At 73.9% G+C, this 24,935-nt stretch carries 20 protein-coding genes; 15 read left to right on the forward strand and 5 right to left on the reverse strand.

Features of this window, described 5'->3' with window-relative positions:
• Window positions 1–87: 87 nt before the first annotated feature.
• A complete protein-coding gene (locus OG559_RS26420; RefSeq protein WP_405108418.1) occupies window positions 88–3,099 on the reverse strand; it encodes a carbohydrate binding domain-containing protein in 3,012 nt (1,003 codons plus the stop codon).
• A gap of 298 nt (window positions 3,100–3,397) precedes the next feature.
• Between OG559_RS26420 and OG559_RS26425 the strand changes: the two genes are divergently transcribed.
• The gene (locus OG559_RS26425; protein WP_405108421.1) at window positions 3,398–3,865 is read left to right on the forward strand and encodes a DUF1203 domain-containing protein; all 468 of its coding nucleotides are present in this window, start codon (window positions 3,398–3,400) and stop codon (window positions 3,863–3,865) included.
• Between the two features lie 49 nt (window positions 3,866–3,914).
• On the forward strand, window positions 3,915–4,922 hold the full coding sequence (locus OG559_RS26430) for a linear amide C-N hydrolase (RefSeq protein WP_405108424.1): 1,008 nt from the start codon (window positions 3,915–3,917) through the stop codon (window positions 4,920–4,922).
• Between the two features lie 145 nt (window positions 4,923–5,067).
• Here the strand turns inward: OG559_RS26430 and OG559_RS26435 are convergent, their stop codons facing one another.
• Complete coding sequence (locus OG559_RS26435) at window positions 5,068–6,099, reverse strand: hypothetical protein (protein WP_405108427.1); 1,032 nt, start codon at window positions 6,097–6,099, stop codon at window positions 5,068–5,070.
• 338 nt (window positions 6,100–6,437) lie between these two features.
• On the opposite strand from OG559_RS26435, the gene OG559_RS26440 reads away from it, so the two are divergent.
• The 4 genes from OG559_RS26440 (at window position 6,438) to OG559_RS26455 (ending at window position 11,758) form a co-directional block, all read left to right on the forward strand.
• Entirely contained in the window at window positions 6,438–7,685 is a 1,248-nt protein-coding gene (locus OG559_RS26440; RefSeq protein WP_405116979.1) for a sensor histidine kinase, read from the forward strand.
• Window positions 7,682–8,347, forward strand: coding sequence for a response regulator (locus tag OG559_RS26445; RefSeq protein WP_396672683.1), 666 nt, complete (start codon window positions 7,682–7,684; stop codon window positions 8,345–8,347). Before OG559_RS26440 ends, OG559_RS26445 begins: the two co-directional genes overlap by 4 nt.
• A 148-nt stretch (window positions 8,348–8,495) precedes the next feature.
• On the forward strand, window positions 8,496–9,281 hold the full coding sequence (locus tag OG559_RS26450) for an ABC transporter ATP-binding protein (protein ID WP_396672682.1): 786 nt from the start codon (window positions 8,496–8,498) through the stop codon (window positions 9,279–9,281).
• Entirely contained in the window at window positions 9,278–11,758 is a 2,481-nt protein-coding gene (locus OG559_RS26455) for an ABC transporter permease (RefSeq protein WP_405108432.1), read from the forward strand. Before OG559_RS26450 ends, OG559_RS26455 begins: the two co-directional genes overlap by 4 nt.
• A gap of 51 nt (window positions 11,759–11,809) precedes the next feature.
• Here OG559_RS26455 and OG559_RS26460 read toward each other — a convergent pair whose 3' ends face one another.
• Entirely contained in the window at window positions 11,810–13,072 is a 1,263-nt protein-coding gene (locus tag OG559_RS26460) for a nucleotide sugar dehydrogenase (RefSeq protein WP_405108434.1), read from the reverse strand.
• Between the two features lie 148 nt (window positions 13,073–13,220).
• Window positions 13,221–14,615 carry a protein kinase domain-containing protein gene (locus tag OG559_RS26465; RefSeq protein ID WP_405108436.1) on the reverse strand — a complete coding sequence of 465 codons (1,395 nt, stop codon included), beginning with the start codon at window positions 14,613–14,615 and terminating at the stop codon, window positions 13,221–13,223.
• Between the two features lie 548 nt (window positions 14,616–15,163).
• Here OG559_RS26465 and OG559_RS26470 point away from each other — a divergent pair.
• From OG559_RS26470 to OG559_RS26510, 9 genes are all read left to right on the forward strand, one after another.
• Complete coding sequence (locus tag OG559_RS26470) at window positions 15,164–15,811, forward strand: sigma-70 family RNA polymerase sigma factor (protein ID WP_405108440.1); 648 nt, start codon at window positions 15,164–15,166, stop codon at window positions 15,809–15,811.
• Complete coding sequence (locus OG559_RS26475; RefSeq protein WP_405108442.1) at window positions 15,808–16,725, forward strand: hypothetical protein; 918 nt, start codon at window positions 15,808–15,810, stop codon at window positions 16,723–16,725. Before OG559_RS26470 ends, OG559_RS26475 begins: the two co-directional genes overlap by 4 nt.
• A gap of 188 nt (window positions 16,726–16,913) precedes the next feature.
• Window positions 16,914–18,149, forward strand: coding sequence for an ergothioneine biosynthesis glutamate--cysteine ligase EgtA (gene egtA / locus OG559_RS26480; RefSeq protein WP_405108444.1), 1,236 nt, complete (start codon window positions 16,914–16,916; stop codon window positions 18,147–18,149).
• On the forward strand, window positions 18,146–19,477 hold the full coding sequence (gene egtB, locus OG559_RS26485; protein WP_405108446.1) for an ergothioneine biosynthesis protein EgtB: 1,332 nt from the start codon (window positions 18,146–18,148) through the stop codon (window positions 19,475–19,477). The genes egtA and egtB overlap by 4 nt, the downstream gene beginning before the upstream one ends.
• A 73-nt stretch (window positions 19,478–19,550) precedes the next feature.
• Window positions 19,551–20,357, forward strand: a complete 807-nt coding sequence (egtC, locus tag OG559_RS26490) for an ergothioneine biosynthesis protein EgtC (protein ID WP_405108449.1) — start codon at window positions 19,551–19,553, stop codon at window positions 20,355–20,357.
• Window positions 20,357–21,322, forward strand: coding sequence for an L-histidine N(alpha)-methyltransferase (gene egtD, locus OG559_RS26495; protein WP_405108452.1), 966 nt, complete (start codon window positions 20,357–20,359; stop codon window positions 21,320–21,322). Before egtC ends, egtD begins: the two co-directional genes overlap by 1 nt.
• Before the next feature lie 270 nt (window positions 21,323–21,592).
• On the forward strand, window positions 21,593–22,180 hold the full coding sequence (locus OG559_RS26500) for a TMEM165/GDT1 family protein (protein ID WP_405108454.1): 588 nt from the start codon (window positions 21,593–21,595) through the stop codon (window positions 22,178–22,180).
• A 121-nt stretch (window positions 22,181–22,301) separates the two neighbouring features.
• Complete coding sequence (locus OG559_RS26505) at window positions 22,302–22,508, forward strand: hypothetical protein (protein WP_405108457.1); 207 nt, start codon at window positions 22,302–22,304, stop codon at window positions 22,506–22,508.
• Window positions 22,509–22,875: 367 nt separating this feature from the next.
• The gene (locus OG559_RS26510) at window positions 22,876–24,348 is read left to right on the forward strand and encodes a polysaccharide biosynthesis tyrosine autokinase (RefSeq protein WP_405108460.1); all 1,473 of its coding nucleotides are present in this window, start codon (window positions 22,876–22,878) and stop codon (window positions 24,346–24,348) included.
• On the opposite strand, the gene OG559_RS26515 is transcribed toward OG559_RS26510, so the two are convergent.
• Entirely contained in the window at window positions 24,329–24,883 is a 555-nt protein-coding gene (locus OG559_RS26515; RefSeq protein ID WP_405108463.1) for a low molecular weight phosphatase family protein, read from the reverse strand. The two genes, OG559_RS26510 and OG559_RS26515, sit on opposite strands and share 20 nt — an antisense overlap.
• Window positions 24,884–24,935 lie beyond the last annotated feature (52 nt).

Genomic DNA, 24,935 nt, shown 5'->3' on the forward strand with positions numbered 1-24,935 from the left:
GCCGAACCCCAGCTCCCCGAGGTCCGGCCCACCCCATGATCGACGCGACCGGGGCGGGGCGGCCGGACCGGCCGCCCCGCCGCCGGGTCACCGCAGGTAGGCGCCGGTCTCGCCGATCTTCCCAGGCGCCGGGTTGCCCGGCAGATCCAGCACGTACACCCGCAGGTTGCCCTTGCCGGCGACGGCCGCGGTCAGCGTCCCGTTGGTCACCGTCTTCACGTCGCCGGTGACCGCGTCGACGTACCGGCCGTTCGGAACCCCGGCGAACGTCGCGCTGCCGGAGACCGTCACCAGCGCGAAGCTGTCCACCGCGCCGGAGGTGAACCGGCGCTTGTACGCCATCGACCCGCTGATCCCCTCGGTCGAGTACTGCCCCTTCTGCAGGGCGGGCACCGCCCGGCGGATCTGGTTGAGCCGCTGCACGTGTTTGGCCAGCGGCTGGCTGAGCGTGGTGGCCACCGGACCGGTGGCGGAGCTGACCTTGCCGAAGTCCGACGCGGTGACCGTGCCCTGAACGTGGTCGCCGTAGTAGGCCCGGCCGGTGGTGGCGAGGGGGCAGGTCGGCCCACAGTCGATTTTCGCGCCCTTCTGGAACTCGATCTCCGAGCCGTAGTAGAGCGTCGGGATGCCCCGGAACGTCCACATCAGGCTCATGTTCTCCGCCCAGGCGTCGGTGCCCCCGGTGTACCGGGTGTTCGACTTGTTCGGCCCGTAGTCGTGGCTGTCGACGTAGACGACGTTGTAGGTGGCGTCGTTGTAGCTGTCGTCGGAGTCCTTGCCGTTGCCGTACGCGTTGTTGGCGTCGCCGAAGTTCATGTGCATCCGCATGTCGATGACGTTCATGCCGGACGCCTTCGAGTGGTCCGGAGCGTGGTAGGTGTTTCCGCGCAGGAAGGCGTTGTCGGTGGTGGGCTGGCCACCCGGGCCGGAGAGCTGCTCGTAGTCGAACTGTTCGATCGCGGCCCTGACGTCGTCGGGGCTGTACTCCTTGCGCTCCTTCCAGGTGAAGAACTGCGCCGAGTGGTTGACCGAGCCCCGGTTCCACTTGTCGTTGACGAACGCGGCGACCTCGCCGAAGACGTAGAAGTCCTTGCCCTTCTCGCCGTGCTTGGCCAGGGCGTGCTGCTGGATGGCCGGCAGGAAGCGCCGGTTCCAGGTGACCCGGGGAATGTGCACGGCCGTGTCGATCCGGAAGCCGTCCACCCCCATGTCGATGTACCGGTTGTACGCGTCGATCAGGTACTGCTGCACGGTGGCGTTCTCGGTGTTGAAGTCGGCCAGGTCCTCGTGCAGCCAGCAGCTCCGGGCGTCCTCGCCCTCCCAGTTGCCGATCCAGCACTGGTGGTACAGGTCGGCGGGGAACAGCTTGTTGGTCGGTGCCGGCCACTGGCACTCGTAGAGCTTGAAGCCCTCCGGGCTGGTCCCGTTCGGGACACCCCAGCGCGGGCACTGGTTGCCGGCCGGTGCGGCCGTCGACCACACGTCCCCGTTGTACGCGCGGCCCTTGGCCAGGGCGTTCTGCGCCGGGGTCAGCTCCGGATCGGCACCTGCGTGCTCCACCATCGGGTCGTACCCGCGGCCCGGCTCCTGCTTGCTGTACATCCACTTCCACTGCTCGTCGCGGACGCCATACACCGTCGGGGTGAACAGGCCCTTGGCGCCCCAGCGGGAGCTGTGGTTGTAGACCACGTCCTGGAAGATCTTGATGCCCTTGCCGTGCGCGGTGTTGATCAGGTCCTGGTAGCTCGCGCCGGGGCTCTCCAGGCGCGGGTCCACGCGGTAGAAGTCCCAGCCGTGGTAGCCGTGGAAGTCGTAGTCGGACCGGTTCAGCACCACCGGGGTGATCCACAGGGCGGAAAAGCCGAGCCCCTTGATGTAGTCCAACTTGTCGATCAGGCCCTTGAAGTCGCCCCGGAACATCGGGTCGTTGTTGGCCGCGTTGCCGGACTTCACGTGCTGGCTGCCGCCCCGGTTGTTGGCGTTGTCACCGTCGGCGAACCGGGCGGTCATCACGAAGTAGATGCTGTCCTCGCGGGGGTCGCCGCCGAGCGGGCTGCCAGCCGTCGCCGGGGGCGGGGCGTCGCCGGTGGTCGCCGCCGCCCGGTCGCTGGCCGGTGAGGTGTTGCCGGCCGCGTCGTACGCCCGCACGGTGTATTCGTAGCGGGTGTTCGCGGTCAGGGATCCGTCGAGGTGGCTGGTGGTGGCGGTGGTCATCGTGACCGTGCCCTCCGGCCCGCCGGTGCGGGTGAGCCGGTACCCGGTGACCGCGCGGTCGTCGGTGGACGCCGCCCAGGACACCGCCACCCGCACCCCGTTCGCGGTGGCGCCCAGCCCGGTCGGGGTGGAGGGTGCGGTGGTGTCCGGCGTCTCCGGTACACACGGCGCGGTCGCCCCGGCGGTCACCACGCCGCCCTTGACCGTGGTCACCCCGGCCCCGATGGTGTAGTCCGCGCCGTTGTTGTTGTCCCAGTTCCCGGCGCCGTTGTTGAACGCCGCCCTCATCGTCGCGGCGCTGCCGAGGTCGACCGCCCGGCGGGCCCAGCCGGCGCAGCCGGCCTCCATCGGCACGCCGGGCACGGCGGTCCAGGCCCCGCCGGCCGGCTGGTAGTGGATGTTCGCGGTGGTCCAGCCCCGGGTGGCGACGTGGTACCAGACGTCGGCCGTCCGGCCGGTCGACGGGGTGGGCGAGGGGGTGGGCGAGGGCGGGGTGCCGGCGCAGGGATCGCCCGCGCCGACCACGCCGCCGGACACGGTCACCGCACCGGTGCCGAGGCGGTAGTTGCGGCCGTTGTTGTTGTCCCAGGTCCCCGCGTTGTTGTTGAAGACCGCTTGCAGGCCGGCGGCGGACCCGGCGTCGACGGTCCGCTTGCGCCAGCCCGTGCAGGCCGGCTCCATCGGTACGCCCGGCACGGCCGTCCACGCGCCGCCGTCGGGGGCAAAGTGGAGGTTCACGGTGCCGGTCCACGCGGCCGGGGGCTGGTAGTAGACGGTCACGGTGTTCGCGGCGGCGGCGATGCTGAGCGGGGCCAGCCCGACGACCAGACCGGCGGCCATCGCGGCCCCGATCATCCGTCGTCGTCGCCCGGTGCTGCTGCCCATCGGGGCTCCTCGGGGGTGAGATGTCGGCGCCTGGGCCGAAGGGGGACGGACCCTTGCGGGACAGCCCTCGGTTCGGGGGCGGGCTGTCCGATCCGGACAGCGACATGACGTATAGCGTCAGGAAGTACCGGATCTTTCTGCAAGGTCTTGCAAGTGTCGAGAAAGTTACCACCATCAACCTCCCGACACCAGATGTTCACAACAGGCGGGAAAACACCCTGCCGGCACCGCCTGCCTCGCGAGCGCGACGACCGATTCCCGCCAGCGCCCCTGCCGTTGGAGGCGCAGGCTGGCACCCATGACGACGACCCCCAGCTTCCGGGTCCGGGCGCTGTCGCCCGAGGTCCCCGCCGCCGTCCGCGCCACCGGGCGGGACGCCTCCGGCCTGCCGCCGCATCGCTCGACCGCCGCCGGCGGTGAACCGCTGCGCTGCTGCCTGCGCGACGCCGCCACGGGTGAGGAGATCATGCTGTTCGGCTACGCCCCGCCGATACCGTCGGGCCCGTACCGGGAGGTCGGCCCTGTCTTCGCCCACGCCGGCCCGTGCGCCGGCCCGGCGCCGGGGTACCCGCCGGCCTGGCGCGGGCGGGCGCAGGTGCTACGCGCGTACGACCGGCGGGGGTGGATCCACGACGCCCGGGTGCACGACGGCGCCGACCCCGAGGCGGTGATCGCCGAGCTGCTGGCCGACCCGGCGGTGCGACGGCTGCACAGCCGCAACGTGGCGTACGGGTGCTTCATGTTCACCGTGGACCGACCCGGCTGACCTCGCCGTGGTGGACAATGGTCGATGGCTGACTTAGCGTTCAGGAACTATGCGTAGGACCCTCCTCGGCGCCGGCCTGGCCCTGCTGCTCGCCGTGACCGCCTGCTCCGGACCCGAGCCCACCGCCGCCGGGTCGACGCCCGCCGGCCCGGCGACCGGCACGCCTACCGCCTCGCGGCAGAGCGCGGCCGAGGCCGAACAGACCCTGGCCAGCCTGCGTAAGGTCGACGACCTGCCGATGTGGGAGATGACCTTCGTCGGCGACTACGACCCCACCGTCGGCACCGACGCCGCGCCGCCCAGCCCGTTCGGCTGCTCGCTCTTCGCCGCGTGGGGCGACCGGAGCCGGCCGCTGTTCGCCCGCAACTTCGACTGGGAGGCCAACCCGGCCCTGGTGCTGCGCACCGACCCGCCCGACGGGTACGCCACGGTCACCCTGGTCGACATGTCCTACCTCGGCGTCGGCGCCGACCCCACGGGGGACCGCCGGCTGCTCGACGCGCCCCTGCTGCCCTTCGACGGGATGAACGAGCGCGGGCTCGCCGTCGGGCTGGCCGCCGACGACGCCGCCACCGCCCGGCCCGAGGCGGGCAAGCCCACGGTCGGCTCGGTGCGCATCCTGCGGCTGGTACTCGACCAGGCAGCCACCGTGGACGAGGCCGTCGCCGTGTTCGGCCGGCACAACCTCGACTTCGAGGGCGGGCCGCCGCTGCACTACCTGCTCGCCGACGCCACGGGGGCGTCGGCCGTGGTCGAGTTCGTCGACGGGGCGCTGCGGGTCGAGAAGGGGCGGGGGAGCTGGCAGGCGCTGACCAACGTGCCCGTTGTCGGCGTACCCGAGGACAAGCGGCGCACCGACCACCGCTACGGCGTGCTCGCCGCAGCGCTGGCGAAGGCCGGCGGGGTGGTCGACGACCGGGCGGCGCTGGAACTGCTCAACGACGTCCGGCAGGGCCACACCCGATGGTCGGTCACGTACGGCCTGCGCACCGGCGAGATCCACCTCCGCACCGCCACGGGCACGGACCGCACGTACCGCCTCCCGGTCACCCCGTAGATCTTGGAAGATTTCGGCCCCCGGAGGGGCCGCTTCCCTCCAAGATCTGTCCGGCGTACAGCGGCCGGGGCGGGCAGGGGGGCGGCATGCCGGTGGGCCGGGTGCCGTGGGAGGCGATCCCCGGCCCCGGCCCACCGCCCCCTCGTCAGCGCTCCTTGGGATCGAAGGTGTAGTCCACCCCGCCCACGTCGAACTTCTCACCGATCTCCTTGGCCGGGCCGACCTGGACGACCTGGAGCATGTACGGCCTCTGCAGGACCTGGTCCACCGAGAAGCTGAGCGACAGCACCGGCCGCTCGTTCGGGTTGATCAGCAGGTCCTTGATCTGCGCCTTGTACGGGTCGACGATCTGGATCGAGGTGTTGCCGACGACCCGGATGCCCTCACCCTGCGCACCCGCGGCCCGCCAGCGCTGGAACATCTCGGGGCCGAGGTCGGCGACGATCTTGGCACCCGGCACCGCCTCGCCCAGCGGCCGGAACGCGAGGTCGAACTTGGCCGGCACGTCCAGGGCGTTCGCCAGGGCGTACGGCCGGACCGAGATCGAGCCGGGGGTGGCCGCCGGGACGGTGTTGGCGTTCTTCCAGGCGATGTTGTTGTTGTACTGCGTGTTGATGGACGTCGCCGGGCCCTCGAACAGCATCGGGTCGGTCGGCGACTCCCAACGCAGCAGGAGGCAGAAGTGCCCGATGGAGGGCACGTTGTTCCAGGCGATCGACGTCGTGGTGACGCCGGAGGCGGCGACCACGAGCGGCTTCGCGCCGATCTGCGTCCAGTGCAGCGGCCAGTTCGCGGCGCCGCCGGAGGTGGTGTAGTACGCCTTCAGCGTTCCGCTGCTGATTCCGGAACCGTAGGGGCCGTGGTTGTTCAGCTTCACGAAAATGTAACTCGTCGAGCCGACGACCGGATTTGTGGACGAGAGGCACTCGATCGCGGTGGGACAGATCTTGATGTTCGGGCTGTTGAAGAACGACGAATAGATGGCGCCGTGCGGCTCGAAGCCGGTGTCGCTCGCGATGTCCTTGATGTAGACGTCGGTGCGGGCGTTGGCGGCCATGCCGCTGCCCGCGTCCGCCGCGACTGCGGCGGTGCCGCCCACGGAGAACGCCATGAGGGCGGTCAGGACGGCGCCGAACAGCAGCCGCGCCACGCGTGGACGTGTGCGTGCGATTGTCATGCTGATTCCCTTTCGACGGGGCGGTGGGGGGTCCGAGTACTTACAGTGTTCCCGGTCACCCGGCTCGATTACTGTAGGGCAATGGTCGCGAACAATGAAACACTCAAGAGTGTCGATTGCTCAAGGGGTGTCCATGTATGCCGGGGAGGTGGTAATTCCCGGATACGGCGGAACATGAATCAAATAGTCACGCGCAATCGTGTATCAACGGCGGCCCGCGACGCTCCTGTACGCCTACCGTTCGCGCCCCACCCGTCGGGGCCACCGGGAGCCGGGTGCGCCCCCGCCGCCCGGAGCTGGCCGGCGATGCCCGGACCACCCGCTGGCCCGTACGCTGGGTGACCGTGAAGCGGATCCTGTTCGGCCGGCCGCTGCGCAGCGTGGCCTTCGACGTGGCGGTCTCCGGCTTCGTGGTGCTGTTCGGCCTCACCGGCGCGGTCAACCAGCCCGGCGGGTGGTGGGGCACCGGCGTCGGCGCGGCGATGGCCGTGGCGCTGCTGTTCCGGCGCGCCCACCCGTCGGCGGTGGCGGCGGCCGTCGCCGTGCTCGCCCTGGTCCAGGTGGTCGCCGGCTGGGGGCCGCTGGCCTTCGACGTCGCTGTGCTGATCGCCCTGTACAGCGTCGTCAAGTACGCCGAGCGGCTGCGCGACGGCATCATCTTTGGGATCGTCGCCGCCGTCGGGGTGGTGCTGGGCGCGCTGCAGATGCAGGGCACGGTCGCCTGGTGGGCCACGGCGATCTGGTTCGCCCTGGTCACCGGCGCGGTCTGGCTGATGGGCCTCAACGTGCGCACCCGGCGGCTCTACGTGCTCAGCCTGGAGGAGCGGGCCACCACCCTGGAACGAGAGCGGGAGGCCGAGTCGCGGGCGGCGGTGGCCGAGGAGCGCACCCGGATCGCCCGGGAGCTGCACGACGTGGTGGCGCACAGCATGGCCGTGATGATCGTGCAGGCCGACGGGGCGCGGTACATGTTCGACCGGGACCCGGAGACCGCCCGGGAGGCGGTGAAGGTGGTCGCCGACACCGGCCGGCAGGCGCTGGAGGAGATGCGCCGCCTGGTGGGCGTACTGCGGGAGCCGAGCGTGCCCGACCAGGCGGCCGGGACCGGCGCGGCGGCCGGGACGGACGGCGCGGGGCCCCCGGGCCTGTCGGCGGAGCCGGTGCACCGGCGACCGGCGCTGGTGGGGCTGCCCGACCTGCTGGACCGGTTCCGCGCCGCCGGGCTGCGCATCGACTGGACGGTCACCGGCGAGCCCCCGGCGCTGCCGCCCGGCCTGGAGCTGACCGTGTACCGGGTGGTGCAGGAGGCGCTGACCAACGCCCTCAAGCACGCCGGGGTCGGCGCGACGGTCGCGCTGGGGATGGACCACCCGCCCGGCGCCGTCGTGGTGCGGGCCGCCGACGACGGTCGCGGTCGGCCGGTGGTCCGGCCCGCGCCCTCCGGCGGACACGGCCTGGTCGGCATGCGCGAACGGGTGACGGTGTACGACGGCAGCCTCACCGCCGGTCCCAGGCTGGCCGGGGGGTGGCAGGTCGAGGTGCGGCTGCCGCTACCGTCGAGCACCGGGACGGAGGTGGCGGCATGACGATCCGCGTGGTGATCGTGGACGACCAGGCGTTGGTGCGGGCGGGATTCCGGATGGTGCTGGACTCCCAGTCGGACCTGACCGTGGTCGGTGAGGCGATCGACGGCGCGGACGCGCTGCGGGTGCTCGACCGGATCGAGGCCGACGTGGTGGTGATGGACATCCGGATGCCGACCATGGATGGGGTGGAGGCGACCCGGCGGATCTGCGCAGGCCGGCCCGGGGGCACCCCCCGGGTGCTGGTCCTGACGACCTTCGACACCGAGTCCGACGCGTTCGCCGCGCTCCAGGCCGGGGCGAGCGGGTTCCTGCTGAAGAGCGTCCCCCCGGAGGAGCTGCTGGCCGCGATCCGGGTGGTGGCCGAGGGCGACTCGGTGGTCGCCCCGCCGATCACCCGCCGGCTGCTGGAACGGTTCGCCGGCCAGCTCGGCCCCGGCCCCACCGGGGACCCCCGGCTGACCCAGCTCACCGAGCGGGAGCGGGAGATCCTGCTGCTGGTGGCGCAGGGCCTGTCCAACGCCGAGATCGCCGCCCGGGTGCACGTCGCCGAGGCGACCGTGAAGACCCACGTCGGGCGGATCCTGGCCAAGCTCCAGCTCCGCGACCGGGTCCAGGCAGTGGTGCTGGCGTACGAGAGCGGCCTGGTCACCCCCGGGGGCTGACGGCGGGTACGACCCAGGTCGTACGCCGCCGTACCGGGCGGCGCACCCCTGGACGCACCGAGGTCGAGCGCGCGGGTGGACGCGGGTCGGCTGGTGTCGCCCATAGCGTCGGAGACGTCCCAGCCGCCGTCTCCACGGGGAGCACCACGTGTCCGTCCCACCTCCCGCGTTCGCCGCCGCCGGCGTCGCGGTCACCGCCCGGGGCCTGCGCAAGGAGTACGGCGTCGGTCAGGCGCGGGTCGTCGCCCTCGACGGCGTCGACGTCGACTTCGCCGCCGGCCGGTTCACGGCCATCATGGGCCCGTCCGGCTCCGGCAAGTCCACCCTGATGCACTGCCTCGCCGGCCTCGACCGGCCCAGCGCCGGCACGGTGCGCATCGGCGACGCCGACACCGGACGGCTCGACGACAAGCGGCTGACCCTGCTGCGCCGGGACCGGGTCGGCTTCGTCTTCCAGAAGTTCAACCTGCTGCCCGCGCTGACGGCCGAGGAGAACATCGTGCTGCCGCTGGCCATCGCCGGCCGCCGGCCCGACCCGGGCTGGCTGCGCCAGGTGGTCGCCGCCGTCGGGCTGACCGACCGGCTGCGGCACCGGCCCGCCGAGCTCTCCGGCGGCCAGCAGCAGCGGGTCGCCGTCGCCCGCGCCCTGATCACCAAGCCGTGGGTGATCTTCGCCGACGAGCCGACCGGCAACCTCGACTCCCGCTCCGGCGCGGAGGTGCTGCGGCTGCTCCGCGAGGCCGTCGACACCCTCGGCCAGACCGTGGTGATGGTGACCCACGACCCGGTCGCCGCGAGCCACGCCGACCGGGTGGTGTTCCTCGCCGACGGCCGGCTGGTCCGCGAGCTGACCGCGCCGACCGCCGAGGCGGTCCTCGACGCCCTCGCCCGCCTGGACCCGGCACCGGCCGGCGCGGCGGGGGGCCCTCGATGACCCGGCTGACCCTGCGCATGATGCGCGCCGACGCTCTGCGGCTGTTGCTCTCCTCGCTGGCCGTGGTGCTCGGCGTCGCCTTCGTCGCCGGCACCCTGATCTTCACCGACGGGATGAGGCAGGGCGCGTACGACCGGGCCGGCACCTTCGACCGGCACACCGACCTCGCCGTGTACGCCGAGCAGGACCCGATCCCGCCCGCCCTGGTCGAGAAGGTGCGCGCGGTCGACGGGGTGCGCGCCGCCGACGGGGAACTGACCGGCACCGCCGGGGTGGTCGGCTCCGACGGGCGGCCCGTGCTCGGCTTCGCCGTCCTCGCCGCGATCCCCACCGACCCGGCCCTCCAGTCGTACGAGGTGGTGGCCGGGCGGCTCCCGCAGCGCCCCGGCGAGCTGGTGCTCGACGCGCCGACGGTGGCCGAGGAGGGGTTCACCCTCGGGTCGCCGGTGAACGTGGGCGGCAGCGGGGGAGCGGCCCGCCCGTACACCCTGGTCGGCACGGTCGACGTGGCCGGCACCTCCCGGGACGTCGGCGGGCCGTTCATCGGCCTGGCCGGGCCCGACGCCCTCGCCGTCGCTGCGGAGAAGGGCTACGGGCGGATCATGGTGGCCGCCGCGCCCGGCGTGCCGGCGGCGGAGCTGGCCGACCGGCTGGCGGCGGTGACCGGTGCCGGCATGACCGTTAAGGACCGGCAGGAGATCCTCGACGCCGCCGTCGAGGACGCCGTACGCGACCTGGAGCAGTTCAACCTGTTCCTGCTCACCTTCGCCGGAATCGCCGTGGTGGTGGCCGGGTTCGTCATCGCCAACACCTTCGCCATCATGCTCGCCCAGCGCACCCGGAGCACCGCCCTGCTGCGGCTGGTCGGCGCGACCCGGGGGCAGGTGTTCCGGGCGATGCTGCTGGAGGCGGCGGTGACCGGGCTGGCCGCCTCCGCGCTCGGGGTGGCCGCCGGGACCGGCCTGGCCGTCGGGATGAACGCGCTGTTGTCCGCGTTCGACGTGCCCGTCTCCGGCGGGCTCGCCGTCACCGCGTCGACCGTGCTGACCTGCCTGCTGCTGGGCACCGCCCTCACCGTCGGCGCCGCCGCCGTGCCGGCCTGGCGGGGCACCCGGATCGCGCCGGTGGCCGCGCTCACCGACGCGGCGGTGCAGCCCACCCGCGGGGCCGGCCGGATCCGGCTGGCCGCCGGCGCGCTGCTCTTCGGCGCGGGGGTGGCCGCGCTGGTGGCGGCGGGGGCCAGCGGCCAGGTGCCGCTGGTCGCGGCGGGCGGGGTGCTCACCTTCTTCGGCATCGTGCTGTTCGGCCCGGTGCTGGTGCCGGCGCTGGTGCGGGTGCTCGGCTGGCCGGCGCGCCGGCTGTTCGGGGCGACCGCCGGGCTGGCCGTGGCGAACGCGGTGCGCAACCCGCGCCGGATCGCCGCAACCGCCACCGCCCTGGTCATCGGCATCGGGCTGGTGTCCGCTTTCGTGGTCGGCGCGCGCAGCGTCAAGACCGGCATCGAGCGGGCCGTGGACCAGCAGATCGGGGTGGACTTCCTGGTCACCGGCATCGGCGGGGACCTGCCGCCGAACCTCGCGGACGAGCTGGCCGCCCGCGCCGAGCTGGGCGTCGTGCACGAGCAGCGCAGCCGGGTCAGCGGCGGGATCGAGCTGCGGGCCGCCCACCCGACGCTGGTCGGGCGCACCCTGACCGCCGTGGACGCCGGCGACGCGGGCCGGCTCGGGCCGGGCCGGGTGCTGGTGCACCGGGAGCTGGCCCGGGCGAAGGGCTGGGCGGTCGGCGACACCGTCACCCTCGCCGGGCGGCCGTTCGAGGTCGCCGCCGTCGTCGTCGCCGACGGCCCGTTGCTGGCCGGCAGCCCGGTCCCGGCCGGGCACGTGGTCGACGTGGTCGACGCCGACTTCACCCGCCTCTTCCCGGCCGAGCGCGGCTACCTCGTCGAGGTCGACCCGGCCGCCGGGGTGCCCGCCGAGCGGGCCCGGGAGGCCGTCGAGTCGGTGCTGACCCGCTACCCGACGGTGAACCTGATGGACCAGGCAGCGTACAAGAAGATGCTCACCGGCACGGTCGACATGCTGCTGGCGTTCGTCACCGCGCTGCTCGGCCTGGCCGTGGTGATCGCGCTGGTCGGGGTCGCCAACACGCTGAGCCTGTCGGTGGTGGAGCGGACCCGGGAGAACGCGGTGCTGCGCGCGGTCGGGCTGACCCGGGGCCGGATGCGCGCCATGCTCGCCGTGGAGGCGGTGTTGATGGCGCTGGTCGGCGCGGTGCTCGGGGTGGGCCTCGGCATCGGGGTCAGCGCCGGGGCGATGGCCGTGGTCGCCCGCCTGGGCGGCGACTTCACGCTGGTCATGCCGTGGGGGCAGCTCGGGCTGATCCTCGCGGTGGCGGTGCTCGCCGCGCTCGCCGCGTCCGTCCTCCCGGCTCGTCGGGCCCTGGCCCGCCCGGTCGTGGAGTCCCTCGGCGCCGAGTGACGACGCGGGGTCCCCGCCCGCGGGCGGGGACCCCGAGACGATCCCCTGTGTTCAGAGCCGCTCGACGGCCGGGCCGTGGCACCGGTTGCGGGTGTCGAAGACGTACCGGGCGTGCCGCACCACCAGGTCGTAGTCGAGGCAGTCGTGGTCGGTCACCACGACCACCGCGTCGGCCTGCCGGACCTCGTGTTCGGTCAGCCCGACCACGGTCACCCCGGCGGGCACGTGGTGCGGCTCGGCGTACGGCTCGACGGCGCGTACGTCCGCGCCGAGGGCCTGCAGGCGGCGGGCCACGTCGACGGCGGGTGAGTCCCGCATGTCCCCGGTGTTCGGCTTGTACGCCAGCCCGAGCAGCAGCAGCCGCGCTCCGTTGACCGCGCGGCCGGCCCGGTTCAGCCCGCCCATGATCCGCTGGGCGACGTGCTCGGGCATCTCGTGGTTGACGTCGTTGGCCAGCTCGATGAACCGGAACTGACGCCCCAGCCGCCGCTTGACCTGCCAGGACAGGTAGCACGGGTCGATCGGCAGACAGTGCCCGCCGACCCCCGGCCCGGGGCGGAACGGCATGAACCCGAAGGGCTTGGTCTCGGCCGCCTCGATCGCCTGCCAGACATCGATGTCGAGGTGGTGGCTGAGCATCGTCAGCTCGTTGATCAGCGCGATGTTGACCTGGCGGAAGGTGTTCTCGATCAGTTTGGTCAGCTCGGCGACCCGGGTGGAGTCCACCGGCACGGTCCGCTCGACCAGCCGGCGGTAGAACGCGTCGACCCGGTCGCGGGACTCCGCGTCCACCCCGGAGACCACCTTCGGGGTGTTCTCCAGTTTCCAGGTGGGGTTGCCGGGGTCGATCCGCTCGGGGCTGTAGCCGAGGTGGAAGTCGCCGGGGCTGGTCAGCCCGCTGGCCGACTCGAGCAGCGGTCGGAGCAGTTCCTCGGTGGTGCCCGGGTAGGTGGTCGACTCCAGGACCACCACGCAGCCCGGCCGCACGTACGGCCCGATGCGCACCCCGGCCTGCTCGACGAAGCTCAGGTCGGGAACGCCGTCGCGCAGCGGGGTCGGCACGGTGATCACGCAGACGTCGAAGCCCTCGGCCTCGGTGTACTCCGTGCTCGGCCGGTACCGGCCACTGCCCAGCGCCCGGCCGAGCCGGTCGGTCGGGATGTCCTCGACGAAGGACTCGCCGGAGGCGAGCCGCTTGACCCGGTCGGCGTCGACGTCGAGGCCGACGACGTCCATTCCCGCCTCGACCGCCCGCACGGCCAGCGGCAGGCCGACGTATCCCTGGCCGATGACGACCAACTTCTCAGCGCTCACCCGTGCTCCCGCAGACGACGGAACGTGCATCCTCGTCAGCGTAAGTGAGTATCTGCGTTTAAAGTCCGATTTGGGGATGACGGGGCCGGTGGGAAGCCGCGACCCCGGCCGGATCGGTCATCCGGCCGGGGTCGGTCGGTGCGTGGGGTCAGCCGTTCAGGACGGGCGGGTCGGCCGGGGTGCTCGCCGTGGTGGGCGGCGGGTCGACCGGGGTGCTCGCCGTGGTGGGCGGCGGGTCGACCGGGGTGCTCGCCGTGGTGGGCGGCGGGTCGACCGGCGCGCTCGCCGTCGGCGTGCTGGACGGCTTCGGCGTGGCCGCCCCGCTCGGCTTCGGGGTCGCCGTCGGGCTGGCCGGGGCCGAGGGGCGGCGGCCCGGCCGGTCGGTCGGACCCTCGTCGACCGCGGCCTCCTCGGTGGCGGCCGAGTTGTCGCCCTGCGTCGGGACGGACGCCGGGGCGGTCGGCTGGTACTTCGTCGCGGGGGCGTCGTCGCCCCGCGTCGCGCCCAGGGCCGCGGTGAGCCCGGCCACCGCCACCAGCACTGCCGCGAGCGCGCCGAGCAGGGTGCCGCGCCGCCCGCCGCGCCGGGCGGAGGAGGGGGCGGGCCGCCGCACCGGCGGCAGGTCGTCGCGGGTGGTACCGCTGGCGCCCGGAGCGGTGCCACCGCCGGCGGCCCCGCGCAGCGGGACCGGCACGGTGCTGGTCGGCGCCGAGCCGTCCGCGACGGTGGCCCGCGCCGCCTCGGCCATCGCCGCGCCGGTGGCGAACCGCTCTGCCGGATTCTTCGCCAGGGCCCGACCCACCAGCTGCCGCACCGACGCCGGGATCTCCTGCGGCAGCTCCGGCGGCTCGTCGTCCAGGTGCCGGACGGCGACCTGCAACGGGTTGTCCCCCGTGAAGGGCGGCCCGCCGGTCAGGCAGCAGTACGCCACGGCGCCGAGCGCGTAGATGTCGGTGGCACCGGAGACCGGCCGGCCGGCTGCCTGTTCGGGGGCCATGTAGAGCGCGGTGCCCGGCACCGCGTCGGCGCTGGTGATGCTCGTGACGTTGGTCGACCGGGCCACCCCGAAGTCGACCAGCACGACGGTGCCGTCCTCCTGCACCAGCAGGTTGCTCGGCTTGACGTCGCGGTGCACGATGCCGCCGAGGTGCGCCGCGTGCAGCGCCTGCGCCGCCTGGGCGACGATCGACATGGTCTCGGCGACGTCGAGCTGCCCGGCCGCCTCGATCCGTCGGGACAACGGCTGGCCCTCGACGAACTCCATGACCAGGTAGTCGGCCCGCCCACCCTCGGGCAGGTCGTCCTCGCCGCAGTCGTAGACCTGCACGATGCCCGGGTGTCGCAGGGCGGCCATGATCCGCGCCTCGGTCCGGAACCGGGCGATGAAGTCGGGGTCGGAGACCAGCGCCGGAAGCAGGACCTTCACCGCGACCTGGCGGCCGAGGATCTGGTCCGTGGCCCGCCAGACGTCACCCATGCCGCCGGTGGCGACACGGTCGTCCAGGCGGTACCGACCGCTGAGTACGACTCCCGAAGACAACACGGCACTACCGTACCCAGAAGCCGGCGCGGAGCACTTCTCGTGATCTGGCCCAAACGGATGGGGCCTTCGTGGCGACGGGACAGCGGGGGGATTCCCGGGTCGGATATCCTGTGACCATTTCGCGACAGTCGGTCATGGTGTTGATCGAGTGGTTTGGTCAAGCGGGTCGTGGCCTGCATCAACCGGGGCCCCGCGCCACTCGCGGGTAGGCTCATGCGTCGGCTGACCCCCACGTGTTACATCGACACGCCGGGCAGTCGGGTTGATAATTCTCACTCTTTTTCCGGCAGTCGGTGGCTTGTCCACCCGGCCCTCCACTCCTAGCGTTAGCCCGGCTCGGGCCCGCCCGGCGGCGTTGGCACGAGACGTTCGTCGGCGGACGTGCCGCGTGCCGCGCCCGGACGTGCCGTCCACGCCGTACCGCGTCGGGCGTGATCTGGTCAGCGGGGGGCTGATGGTGCGGGATGAGGTCCGGCCGCCGGGCCGGGTCGGCGACGCGTGCGACGGGGTCGGCGTACGCCGGTCTTCGGGGACCGGGCGGCGGAACCATGGCCGGTGAGCTGAACGAGGCGGTCGTCGCGGCGCGGGCCGGTGACGAGGACGCCTTCCGGTTCCTCTACCGCAGCCTCCAGCCCGGCCTGCTGCGCTACCTGACCGCACTGGTCGGGGCCGAGGCGGAGGACGTCGCCTCGGAGACGTGGTTGCAGATCTCCCGCGACCTGCCGACCTTCACCGGCGGGGAGTTTCGCGCCTGGACCGTCACCATCGCCCGGAACCGGGCCATGGACCATCTGCGCCGCCAGCGCCGGCGGCCCTCGATGCCGGTGCCGGTGCAGACGCTCAGCGACCTGGCCGGTGACGCCGACACGGCCGAGCGGGCCGGCGAGACGCTCGGCACCGAGGCCGCGCTGGCGCTGATCGCCACCCTGCCGCCCCGGGAGGCCGAGGCGGTGCTGCTGCGCGCGGTCGTCGGCCTGGACGCCGAGACCGCCGCCCGGGTGCTGGGCCGCCGGGCCGGCGCGGTGCGCACGGCCGCCCATCGCGGCCTGCGCCGGCTCGCCGCACTCGTGCAACGTCACGATCCGCTCCCGACGGCGGTGCCGTCCGTCATTCCGCCCTTTCCCCGGGCGGATCGGTCGGCCCCGGACGCGCCGCGCGTCGAGCCGGCGGACGGTGACGTGAGGGGACACCGATGAGCTTCCGTCAACCAGACCGCCCCGGGCGGCACCCCGCCGGCTGGTCCGAGTCCGACCGGCTCCTCGACGCGGCCCACGCCGCCCGGGACGCCGCGGCACCCCGCCCGGACCGGGCCGCGCAGGACGAGGACGACGCCGCTGCCCGCCGGGACCGGGCCGCCGACCGGGAGGACGCCGCCGGCCCCGGCCGTCCCGCCGGAGATCCGCTGGCCCAACTGCTCGCCGCCGCGGCCGGCCCGACCCGCCCCGGCGAACTGGCCGGGGAGGAGGCGGCGCTGGCGGCCTTCCGGGCCGCCCGGGTGGCCCCGGCGTCGGCCCCGGCGCGGACGCCCCGCAGGCTCACCGTCGGTGTGGTCGCCTGGATCGGCGCGCTGGCCGCCACCGCCACCGCTGGCGTCGCCGTCGCGGCGGCCACCCTGGACCGGACGGAGGAACCGGCGCCCCCGCCGGCGCCGCCCGCCGCGTCGGCCAGCCCCGAAGACCCGGATGCCGCCGGCCCCACCGCGCCCCGCCCCACCGGATCCGGCCCTGGCAGGTCCCCGTCCCCCATCCCCGCCCCGACCGCCACGCCGTCCGGTGCCGGCCCGTCCGGCCCGGCCCGGCCCGGGACGCCGGGCACCGGCACCCGCAGCCCCGACCCGGGCCACTCGGGTGCCGGCGCCCAACTGCCGGGGCTGTGCCGGGCGTACCTGGCCAAGTCGGCGGCCCAGCGGGAACGGGCGCTGGAGAAGCCCGGCTTCGCGCCCCTGGTCACCGCCGCCGGCGGGGCCGACGAGGTGGAGAGCTTCTGCCAGGACCTGCTGGCCGGGGCGGATTCCGGGCGGGTCCCCACCGCGCGCCCCTCCCACCCCGGCCGGCCGGACCGGATCGAGGCGACCGGCGAGACCCCGGACGCGGCGAAGCTCCCGTCCTGACCTGGGCCGACGGCCACCCCGCGCCCCGACCCGGACGACAGCGACGAAACATCTGTTACGGCAAGACGAGCGGATTTCGTCTGCTAGACAGAGGATGGGTGCACCGCGGACGTCCGGACCGGTCACGGTCAGGAAACGGCCGTCACCGGTGTGGTCGTCAGTCAACCAGCGCGGGAAGGAATCGTCTCGTGGTGACATCGCCGGAGCTGGACCGGAACACCCGCTTGCTGGAGGCGGCCGACGCCGCCCGGCACATCGCCCGGATCTGCTTCAAGACCGGCCCGCCCACCCACACCGGCGTCGAACTGGAATGGACCGTGCACGACGCCGCCGACCCCGCCCTCCCCGTCGACCGGGAACGGCTGCTGGCGGCGCTGGGGCGACACGCCCCCGTCACCATCGACGACTCCAGCCCAGCCGCACCGCTCCGGCACGGCAGCGCCGTGACCGTCGAGCCCGGCGGCCAGCTCGAGATATCCACCCCGCCGCGACCCTCGGTCGCCGCGCTGATCGAGGCCACCGACGCCGACATCGCCCAGGTCACCGGCCTGCTCCGGGCCGCCGGCCTCGCCCTCGGCCGCACCGGCATCGACCCGTTCCGGCCACCGCGCCCGGTCGTTGACACCCCGCGCTACCGCGCCATGCGCTGCGTGTTCGACCGAGGCGGGACGGCCGGCCGGACCATGATGTACAGCACCGCCGGCCTCCAGGTCTGCCTCGACGCGGGCGAACCGGAGCAGGTGGCGGCCCGCTGGGCGGCGGCGCACGCGGTCGGCCCGCCGCTGCTCGCCGCGTTCGCCACGGCCGGGCGGCACGCCGGGCGGCGCACCGGCTGGGCGTCCGCCCGGATGGCGGCCTGGCTGGCCATCGACCCCGCCCGCACCCGGCCGGTCTGGTCCCCGGCCCGGCCCGGCGCCGACCCGGTGGCGGCCTGGACGGCGTACGCGCTGGCCGCGCCGCTGCTGTGCCTGCGCGACGACGCCGCGGACTGGACCCCGCCGGCGGGGGTGACCTTCGGCGACTGGCTCGCCGGTGCGCTGCCCCGCCCGCCCACCACGGACGACCTGGACTACCACCTGAGCACCCTGTTCCCGGTGGTCCGGCCCCGTGGGTACCTGGAGATCCGCTACCTGGACGCCCAACCGGGGCCGGACTGGCGGCTCCCGCTGGCCGTGCTGGCGGCGCTCTTCGCCGACCCAGGGACGGTGGCCCGCGCTGCGAGCATCGCCGCCGCGGTGGCCGACCGGTGGGACGTCGCGGCCCGGCACGGGCTGGCCGACCCCCCGCTGGCGCGCGCCGCCGCCGGCCTGCTCGACCTGGCGCTGGCGGCCCTGCCCCGGCTCGACCTGCCGGCCCCGCTGCGCGACGAGACCGCCAACGCACTACGGGGGCGACTGACCGCCACGGAGAGGGGCACGCGGTGACGACCATCCACGAGCTCGGCACGGAGCGGCTGCGCGACCGGATCGCCGCCGAGCTGGAGCGCGCCCGGACGCGGACGGCCCTGCTCACCGAGGCCGTCGACGACGCCGACCTGATGCGACAGCACTCGCCGATCATGTCCCCGCTGGTGTGGGACCTCGCCCACGTCGGCAACCAGGAGGAACTCTGGCTGGTCCGGGACGTCGGCGGACGCGAGCCCGTCCGGCGGGACATCGACGACCTGTACGACGCGTTCAAGCAGCCCCGCAGGGACCGCCCGGCGCTGCCGCTGCTGCCGCCCGCCGAGGCCCGCGCCTACCTCGCCACCGTCCGGGACAAGGTGCACGACCTGCTCGACCGGGTGCCGTTCACCGACCGTCCGCTGGTCGCCGACGGGTTCGCCTTCGGCATGATCGTCCAGCACGAGCAGCAGCACGACGAGACCATGCTCGCCACCCACCAGCTCCGCCTCGGCCCGCCGGCGCTGCACGCCCCGCCCCCGCCGGAGCCGCGCGCCCGGGTCGCCGACGAGGTCCTCGTCCCGGCCGGCGAGTTCACCATGGGCACCTCCACCGACCCGTGGGCGCTGGACAACGAGCGCCCCGCGCACACCGTCCACCTGCCCGCGTACGTCATCGACGCCGCCCCGGTCAGCAACGGCCGGTACGCCGAGTTCATGGCCGACGGCGGCTACGACGACCCGCGCTGGTGGAGCGAGGCCGGCTGGCGGCACCGCACCGAGGCCGGGCTGACCGCGCCGATGCACTGGCGGCGCGACGGCGGCGGGTGGGCGTACCGGCGGTTCGGCCGGTGGTTCCCGGTGCGGGCCGACGAGCCGGTGGTGCACGTCTGCTGGCACGAGGCGCAGGCGTACGCCGCGTGGGCCGGCAGGCGGCTGCCCACCGAGGCCGAGTGGGAGAAGGCCGCCCGCTGGGACCCGGCCACCGGCCGGTCCCGCCGCTACCCGTGGGGCGACGAGGACCCGACCGCCGAGCACGCCAACCTCGGGCAGCGGCACCTGTGGCCGGCGCCGGTGGGCGCGTACCCGGCCGGCGCGTCGCCGCTGGGGGTGCACCAGCTCGTCGGCGACGTCTGGGAGTGGACCGCCAGCACCTTCCGGGGGCACCCCGGCTTCACCGCGTTTCCCTACCGGGAGTACTCGGAGGTGTTCTTCGGCGAGGACCATCGGGTGCTGCGCGGCGGGTCGTTCGGCACCGACCGGGCCGCCTGCCGGGGGACGTTCCGCAACTGGGACTACCCGATCCGGCGGCAGATCTTCAGCGGCTTCCGCTGCGCCCGCGACGCCCGGCCGGAGGAAGCACCCCGGTGACGCCGCACCCGGTGGCGGCCGCGCCCCGGCGGACGTCCGGCGGGGCCGCGGGCCCGACCGGCGGTGCCGCCTGATGTGCCGGCACCTCGCGTACGTCGGGCCGCCGGTGAGCCTGCGGGCCCTGCTGTACGACCCGCCGCACTCCCTGGTGCGTCAGTCCTGGGCGCCCCGGGACATGCGCGGCGGCGGGACGATCAACGCCGACGGCTTCGGCGTCGGCTGGTACCCGCCCGGCGGCGGCGAGCCGCTGCGTTACCGGCGGGGCACGCCGATCTGGGGCGACGTGACGCTGCCGGAGCTGGCCGTGGCCACCACCAGCGGCGCGGTGCTGGCCGCCGTCCGGTCGGCCACCGTCGGCATGCCGGTGCTCGACACCGCCGCCGCCCCGTTCGCGGAGGGTCCGTGGCTGTTCAGCCACAACGGGGTGGTCCGCGGCTGGCCGGACGCGGTGACCGGGCTCGCCGGCCGGCTGCCCGTACGCGACCTGCTCACCCTCGACGCGCCGACCGACGCGGCGCTGCTCTGGGCCCTGGTACGGCACCGGCTGCGCGCCGGGGACGACCCGGCGCGGGCGGTCGCCCAGACGGTGACGCGGGTCGCGGCGGCGGCGCCCGGGTCCCGGCTCAACCTGCTGCTCACCGACGGGCGGACCGTCGTGGCCAGCGTCGCCGGCCACGCGCTGTCGCTGCGGCGGACCCCGGGCGCGGTGCTGCTGGCCTCGGAACCGCACGACGACGAGCCCGGCTGGCAGGCGGTGCCGGACGGGCGGCTGGTGGTGGCCACGACCGCCGGGGCCCGGGTCGACACCCTGCCCGGGGGTGGACCCGTCGACCGGCCGGCAGGTGGGGAAACGACACGAGTTACGGAGGGGGACACCTGATGAGCGTCGAACCGCTGGAGATCTACCTGGAGGAGCAGGACCTCGGGCGCGGGCTGCGGGAGGACGTGCGGACCGGGCTGACCTCGGCACCGAAGTGGCTGCCGCCCAAGTGGTTCTACGACGCCCGGGGCAGCGAGCTGTTCGAGGAGATCACCCGCCTGCCGGAGTACTACCCGACCCGGGCCGAGCGGTCCGTGCTGGCCGAACGGGCGGGCGAGATCGCCGAGCTGACCGGGGCGAAGACGCTGATCGAGCTGGGCTCCGGCTCGTCGGAGAAGACCCGGCTGCTGCTGGACGCCTTCACCCGCCGTGGCGGGCTGGGCACCTTCGTGCCGCTGGACGTGTCGGTCAGCGCCCTGCGGCAGTCCACCGGGCAGATCGCCGCCGACTACCCCGGGCTGCGGGTACGCGGCATCGTCGGGGACTTCACCAGGCACCTCGATCGGCTGCCCGCCGGCGGACGCCGACTGGTGATCTTCCTCGGCGGGACCATCGGCAACCTGCTCCCCGCCGAGCGGGCCGGCTTCCTCGCCGCCATGCGCGCGGCCCTGGAGCCCGGCGACTGGCTGCTCCTCGGCACCGACCTGGTCAAGGACCCGGCGGTCATCGTCCCCGCCTACGACGACGCGGCCGGGGTGACCGCCGAGTTCAACCGCAACGTGCTGCGGGTGGTCAACCGGGAACTGGGCGCCGACTTCGATCCGGAGGCGTTCACCCACGTCGCGCTCTGGGACCCGGAGCGGGAGTGGATCGAGATGCGGCTGCGCGCCGAGCGTCCGCAGCGGGTCCGGGTGCTCGACCTGGACGTGGCGTTCGCGGCGGGGGAGGAGCTGCGCACCGAGGTGTCGGCGAAGTTCCGCCCGGAGGGGATCGCGGCGGAGCTGGCCACCGCCGGCTTCACCGTCCGCGAGTTCTGGACCGACGCCGACGGCCTGTTCGGCGTGACCCTGGCCCACGCCGACTGAGCCGCTTTGACGGGCCCGACGCGGGTGACGCAGCCGGCCCGACGCGGGTGACGCCGTCCACCCGCGTCGGCCCCGGCCGCGTCGATCGGCTAGGCTGCCGGGGCGAAGGGGAGTAGCCCCCAATGTCGTGGTCGACACACTGGTGCGTTCCGCATCCGGCCACGCGGCCCCACCTGAGGTGGGGCGGGCGAGACCTTCGACCCAGGCTGTGCACAACGGCCGGGTCGAGGGCGCCCCACACCCCGGCCCGGCACCATCGGGAAGGGTGTCATGGAAGGTTTCCTCGTCGCGCTGGTCGTCAGCTTCGGCGTCATCTTCGTCGCCGAGCTGGGCGACAAGTCCCAGCTGATGGCGCTGACGTTCGCCACGCGGTTCAAGACGGTCCCGGTGCTGATCGGCATCACGATCGCCACCGCCCTCGTCCACCTGGCCTCGGTGGCCATCGGTTACGGGCTGGGTGCCGCCCTGCCCACCGGGTGGATCTCCCTCATCGCCGGCATCGCGTTCCTCGGCTTCGGCGCGTGGACGCTGCGCGGCGACAAGCTCACCGAGGAGGAGAAGCGCAAGGCCGAGCGGGGCGGCAAGTCCGCCGTCTTCGCCGTCGGCGTCGCGTTCTTCCTCGCCGAGCTGGGCGACAAGACGATGCTGGCCACCATCACCCTGGCCACCAAGTACGGCTGGTTCGGCACCTGGCTGGGCTCGACGATCGGCATGGTGGCCGCGGACGCGCTGGCGATCCTCGTCGGCCGGATGCTCGGCCGGCACCTGCCGGAGCGTGCCATCCGGTACGGCGCGGCGGTGCTCTTCGCCATCTGCGGTCTCTGGCTCATCTTCGAGGCCGTCGCCGAGCTCAACTGATCCCGACCGTGCCCGGTCGGGCCGGTGTCGCGTCGACAATCCGTAGCACGCTGCGCAGAAGACGATCAACGCCTACCGTGGGCCACGGGAGACAATCTGGATAAATCGGGAGGATGACGGTATGAGTCGGCACGACGAACCCAACGAGTTCGGTTTCGCCGGTGAGGCCACCGCGCCCCAGCCGCAACCCGGTGGGCGGCCCGACGAGCAGGACCTCGCCGAGCAGGTGGCCGTCCCGGGCGACGACCTCACCGAGCCGTTCAACGAGGCGATCGGCGAGGAGACCGAGCAGGTCGAGGAGGACGAGCCGGCCGAGCGCCGACGCTGAGTCCACCGGTGGGGGCGGCGGCAGCAGGCCGCCCCCACCGTCGCGCGCCCCGGAGAGCGGTCGCGCCGGGGTCGCGTGGAACACCGGCCCCGCCCGGGTCGCGCGCCGCCTGTTCGCCGCTTCCTACGTCACTTCCCGGGTCCCGGGGCAGTTGTTCCGAACGAATTCGGCGATGCGAGTGGTCCCATTAATGGCCGCGCCTCGGTAAATGGGCTATTTGCGGCTTTTGACCGCTTACATCCTCTACAGTCGGTGGAGCCGAATGCGCTGGGTGGGGATGTCGGAGCCGGTGACCGCCCCGTGACTGCTGAGGAGCTCTTGTGCTTGACAAGTCGACCGCACGGACCGGACGGGGGCTTCCCGGCTGATGGACGTTCGTGATTACCTCCGGGCCGTCCGACGCAGCTGGTGGCTGGTCCTGCTCGCCGTCATGGTGAGTCTCGGCGTGGCCGCACTGGTCACGGTCCAGACGAAGCCCCGGTACGTCGCCTCGGTGACCTACTTCGTCACCGTCCCCAACCAGGGGGTCAGCGAGGCGTACCAGGGCGGCATCTTCATGCAGCAGCGCGTCAAGTCGTACACCGACCTGCTGAAGAGCGACCGGCTGGCGCGGAGCGTCGTGGCGAAGAACCCGCTCGGGCTCACCGCGGAGGAGGTGCAGGCCAGGATCGGCGCCAGCACCGTCCCCGACACCGTCCTGTTGCGCGGCACCGTCACCGACACCGACGCGACGCGGGCGCTGCGGCTGACCGAGGCGGTCTCCGCCCAGTTCGTCGAGCTGGTCAAGGCGGTGGAGACACCCCCCGAGGGGCGGACCGCCCCGATCAAGGTGGAGGTGATCAGCGGACCCCGGGTCAGCTCCGAACCGGTGTCGCCCAGGCCGCCGCTCAACCTCTCCGTCGGCGCGCTCGCCGGCCTGCTCGTCGGCTTCGGCCTGGCCGTGCTCCGGACCCGGTTCGACAACCGGCTGCGGGACGCGGTCGGCCTCCAACGCGCCACCGGCAGCCCGCTGCTCGGCGAGATCCCGTTCGACCCCACCGCGCGCACCGCGCCGCTGATCGTCGGGGCCGCGGCCAGCTCGCCGCGCGCCGAGGCGGTCCGCAAGCTGCGGACGAACCTGCGCTTCGTCGACGTCCACGAACCGGCCCGCGTCATCGCCGTGACCAGCGCGTTGCAGGGGGAGGGCAAGACCACCCTCTCCTGCAACCTGGCCATCGCGCTCGCCGAGGCCGGCTGGCGGGTCGCGCTGGTCGACGCCGACCTGCGCCGGCCGAAGGTGGCCGAGTACCTGAACCTGGAGGCGAGCGTCGGGCTGACCGACGTGCTGCTGGGCGACGTCAGCGTGGGGGACGTGGTGCAGCGGTGGGGCGACAAGTCCCTGCTGGTGCTGCCCGCCGGCTCGGTCCCGCCCAACCCCAGCGAGCTGCTCGGCTCCAAGGCGATGGCGGACCTGCTGCTGGTGCTGCGGGAATCGGCGGACATCGTCGTCATCGACACCGCCCCACTGCGGACCGTCACCGACGGCGTCGTCGTGGCCGTCCAAGCCGACGGGGCGCTGGTGGTCAGCCGGTACGGGCGCACCGACCGCGGCCAGATCGCCGCCGCCGCTCAGGCGCTCCAGTCGGTCTCCGTCCGGCTGCTCGGCTGCGTGCTCAACATGGCCAAGCTCGGCCGCGCCGAGACCGACCAGTACGAGAGCTACCGGATCGACGTACCTCCCGCGCCCGTCGCCGCCCCGGCCGAGCGGGTGGGCAAGCCGGCGGCAGCCCCCAGCAGCGGGTTCTTCGGCCAGGAGCGGGCCGCCGACCCGACGCAGGAACTCACCCGGCTGCCTCGATGAGCGCCACGACCGGTGTCAACGACCGCTCGATCTCCTGCGCGCAGCGCCGGAAGTCGATCGGCGTGCCACCGATCGGGTCGACGAGGTCGTCCTCGGCCGTGGTGGTCGGCTGCAACCGACCCCGGGCCTGGGCCGCCGCCCGCGCCGCCGCGCGCAGCGCGCCGGCGTCCGTGGTGTCCGGCGCGTCGGACAGCCCGGCGAGCCGACCGAACTGGCGCAGGGTGAAGGTGCGGTGCAGTGCGGCGGGGGCCAGCGACACGCAGGCCGCCCGCTGGCGACGGGTCGCGGTCAGCACCAGCGCGGCGTCGGCCAACTGGCCGGCGGTCAGCGCCCGGCTGCGGAACGCGGCCGGATCCCGGCCGGTCCCGGCGGCCACCTGCGCCGCGTACGGGTGCATCGGCCGGCCGTCCACGGCGGCCGTGCCGGCGCTGGCCACCTCGACCGGCAGCTTCGCCAGCAGCCAGCCGGCCAGGTACTCGGCCATCGGCGAGCGGCACATGTTGGCGTGGCAGACGAACAGGATCCGGTCGGCCATCGGAGACTCTCCCAGCGGTCTGGTCGCGTGTCGGCCCGGCGCTGTGCCGACA

The sequence above is a fragment of the Micromonospora sp. NBC_01405 genome (assembly GCF_045040155.1).
Lineage (GTDB): Bacteria > Actinomycetota > Actinomycetes > Mycobacteriales > Micromonosporaceae > Micromonospora.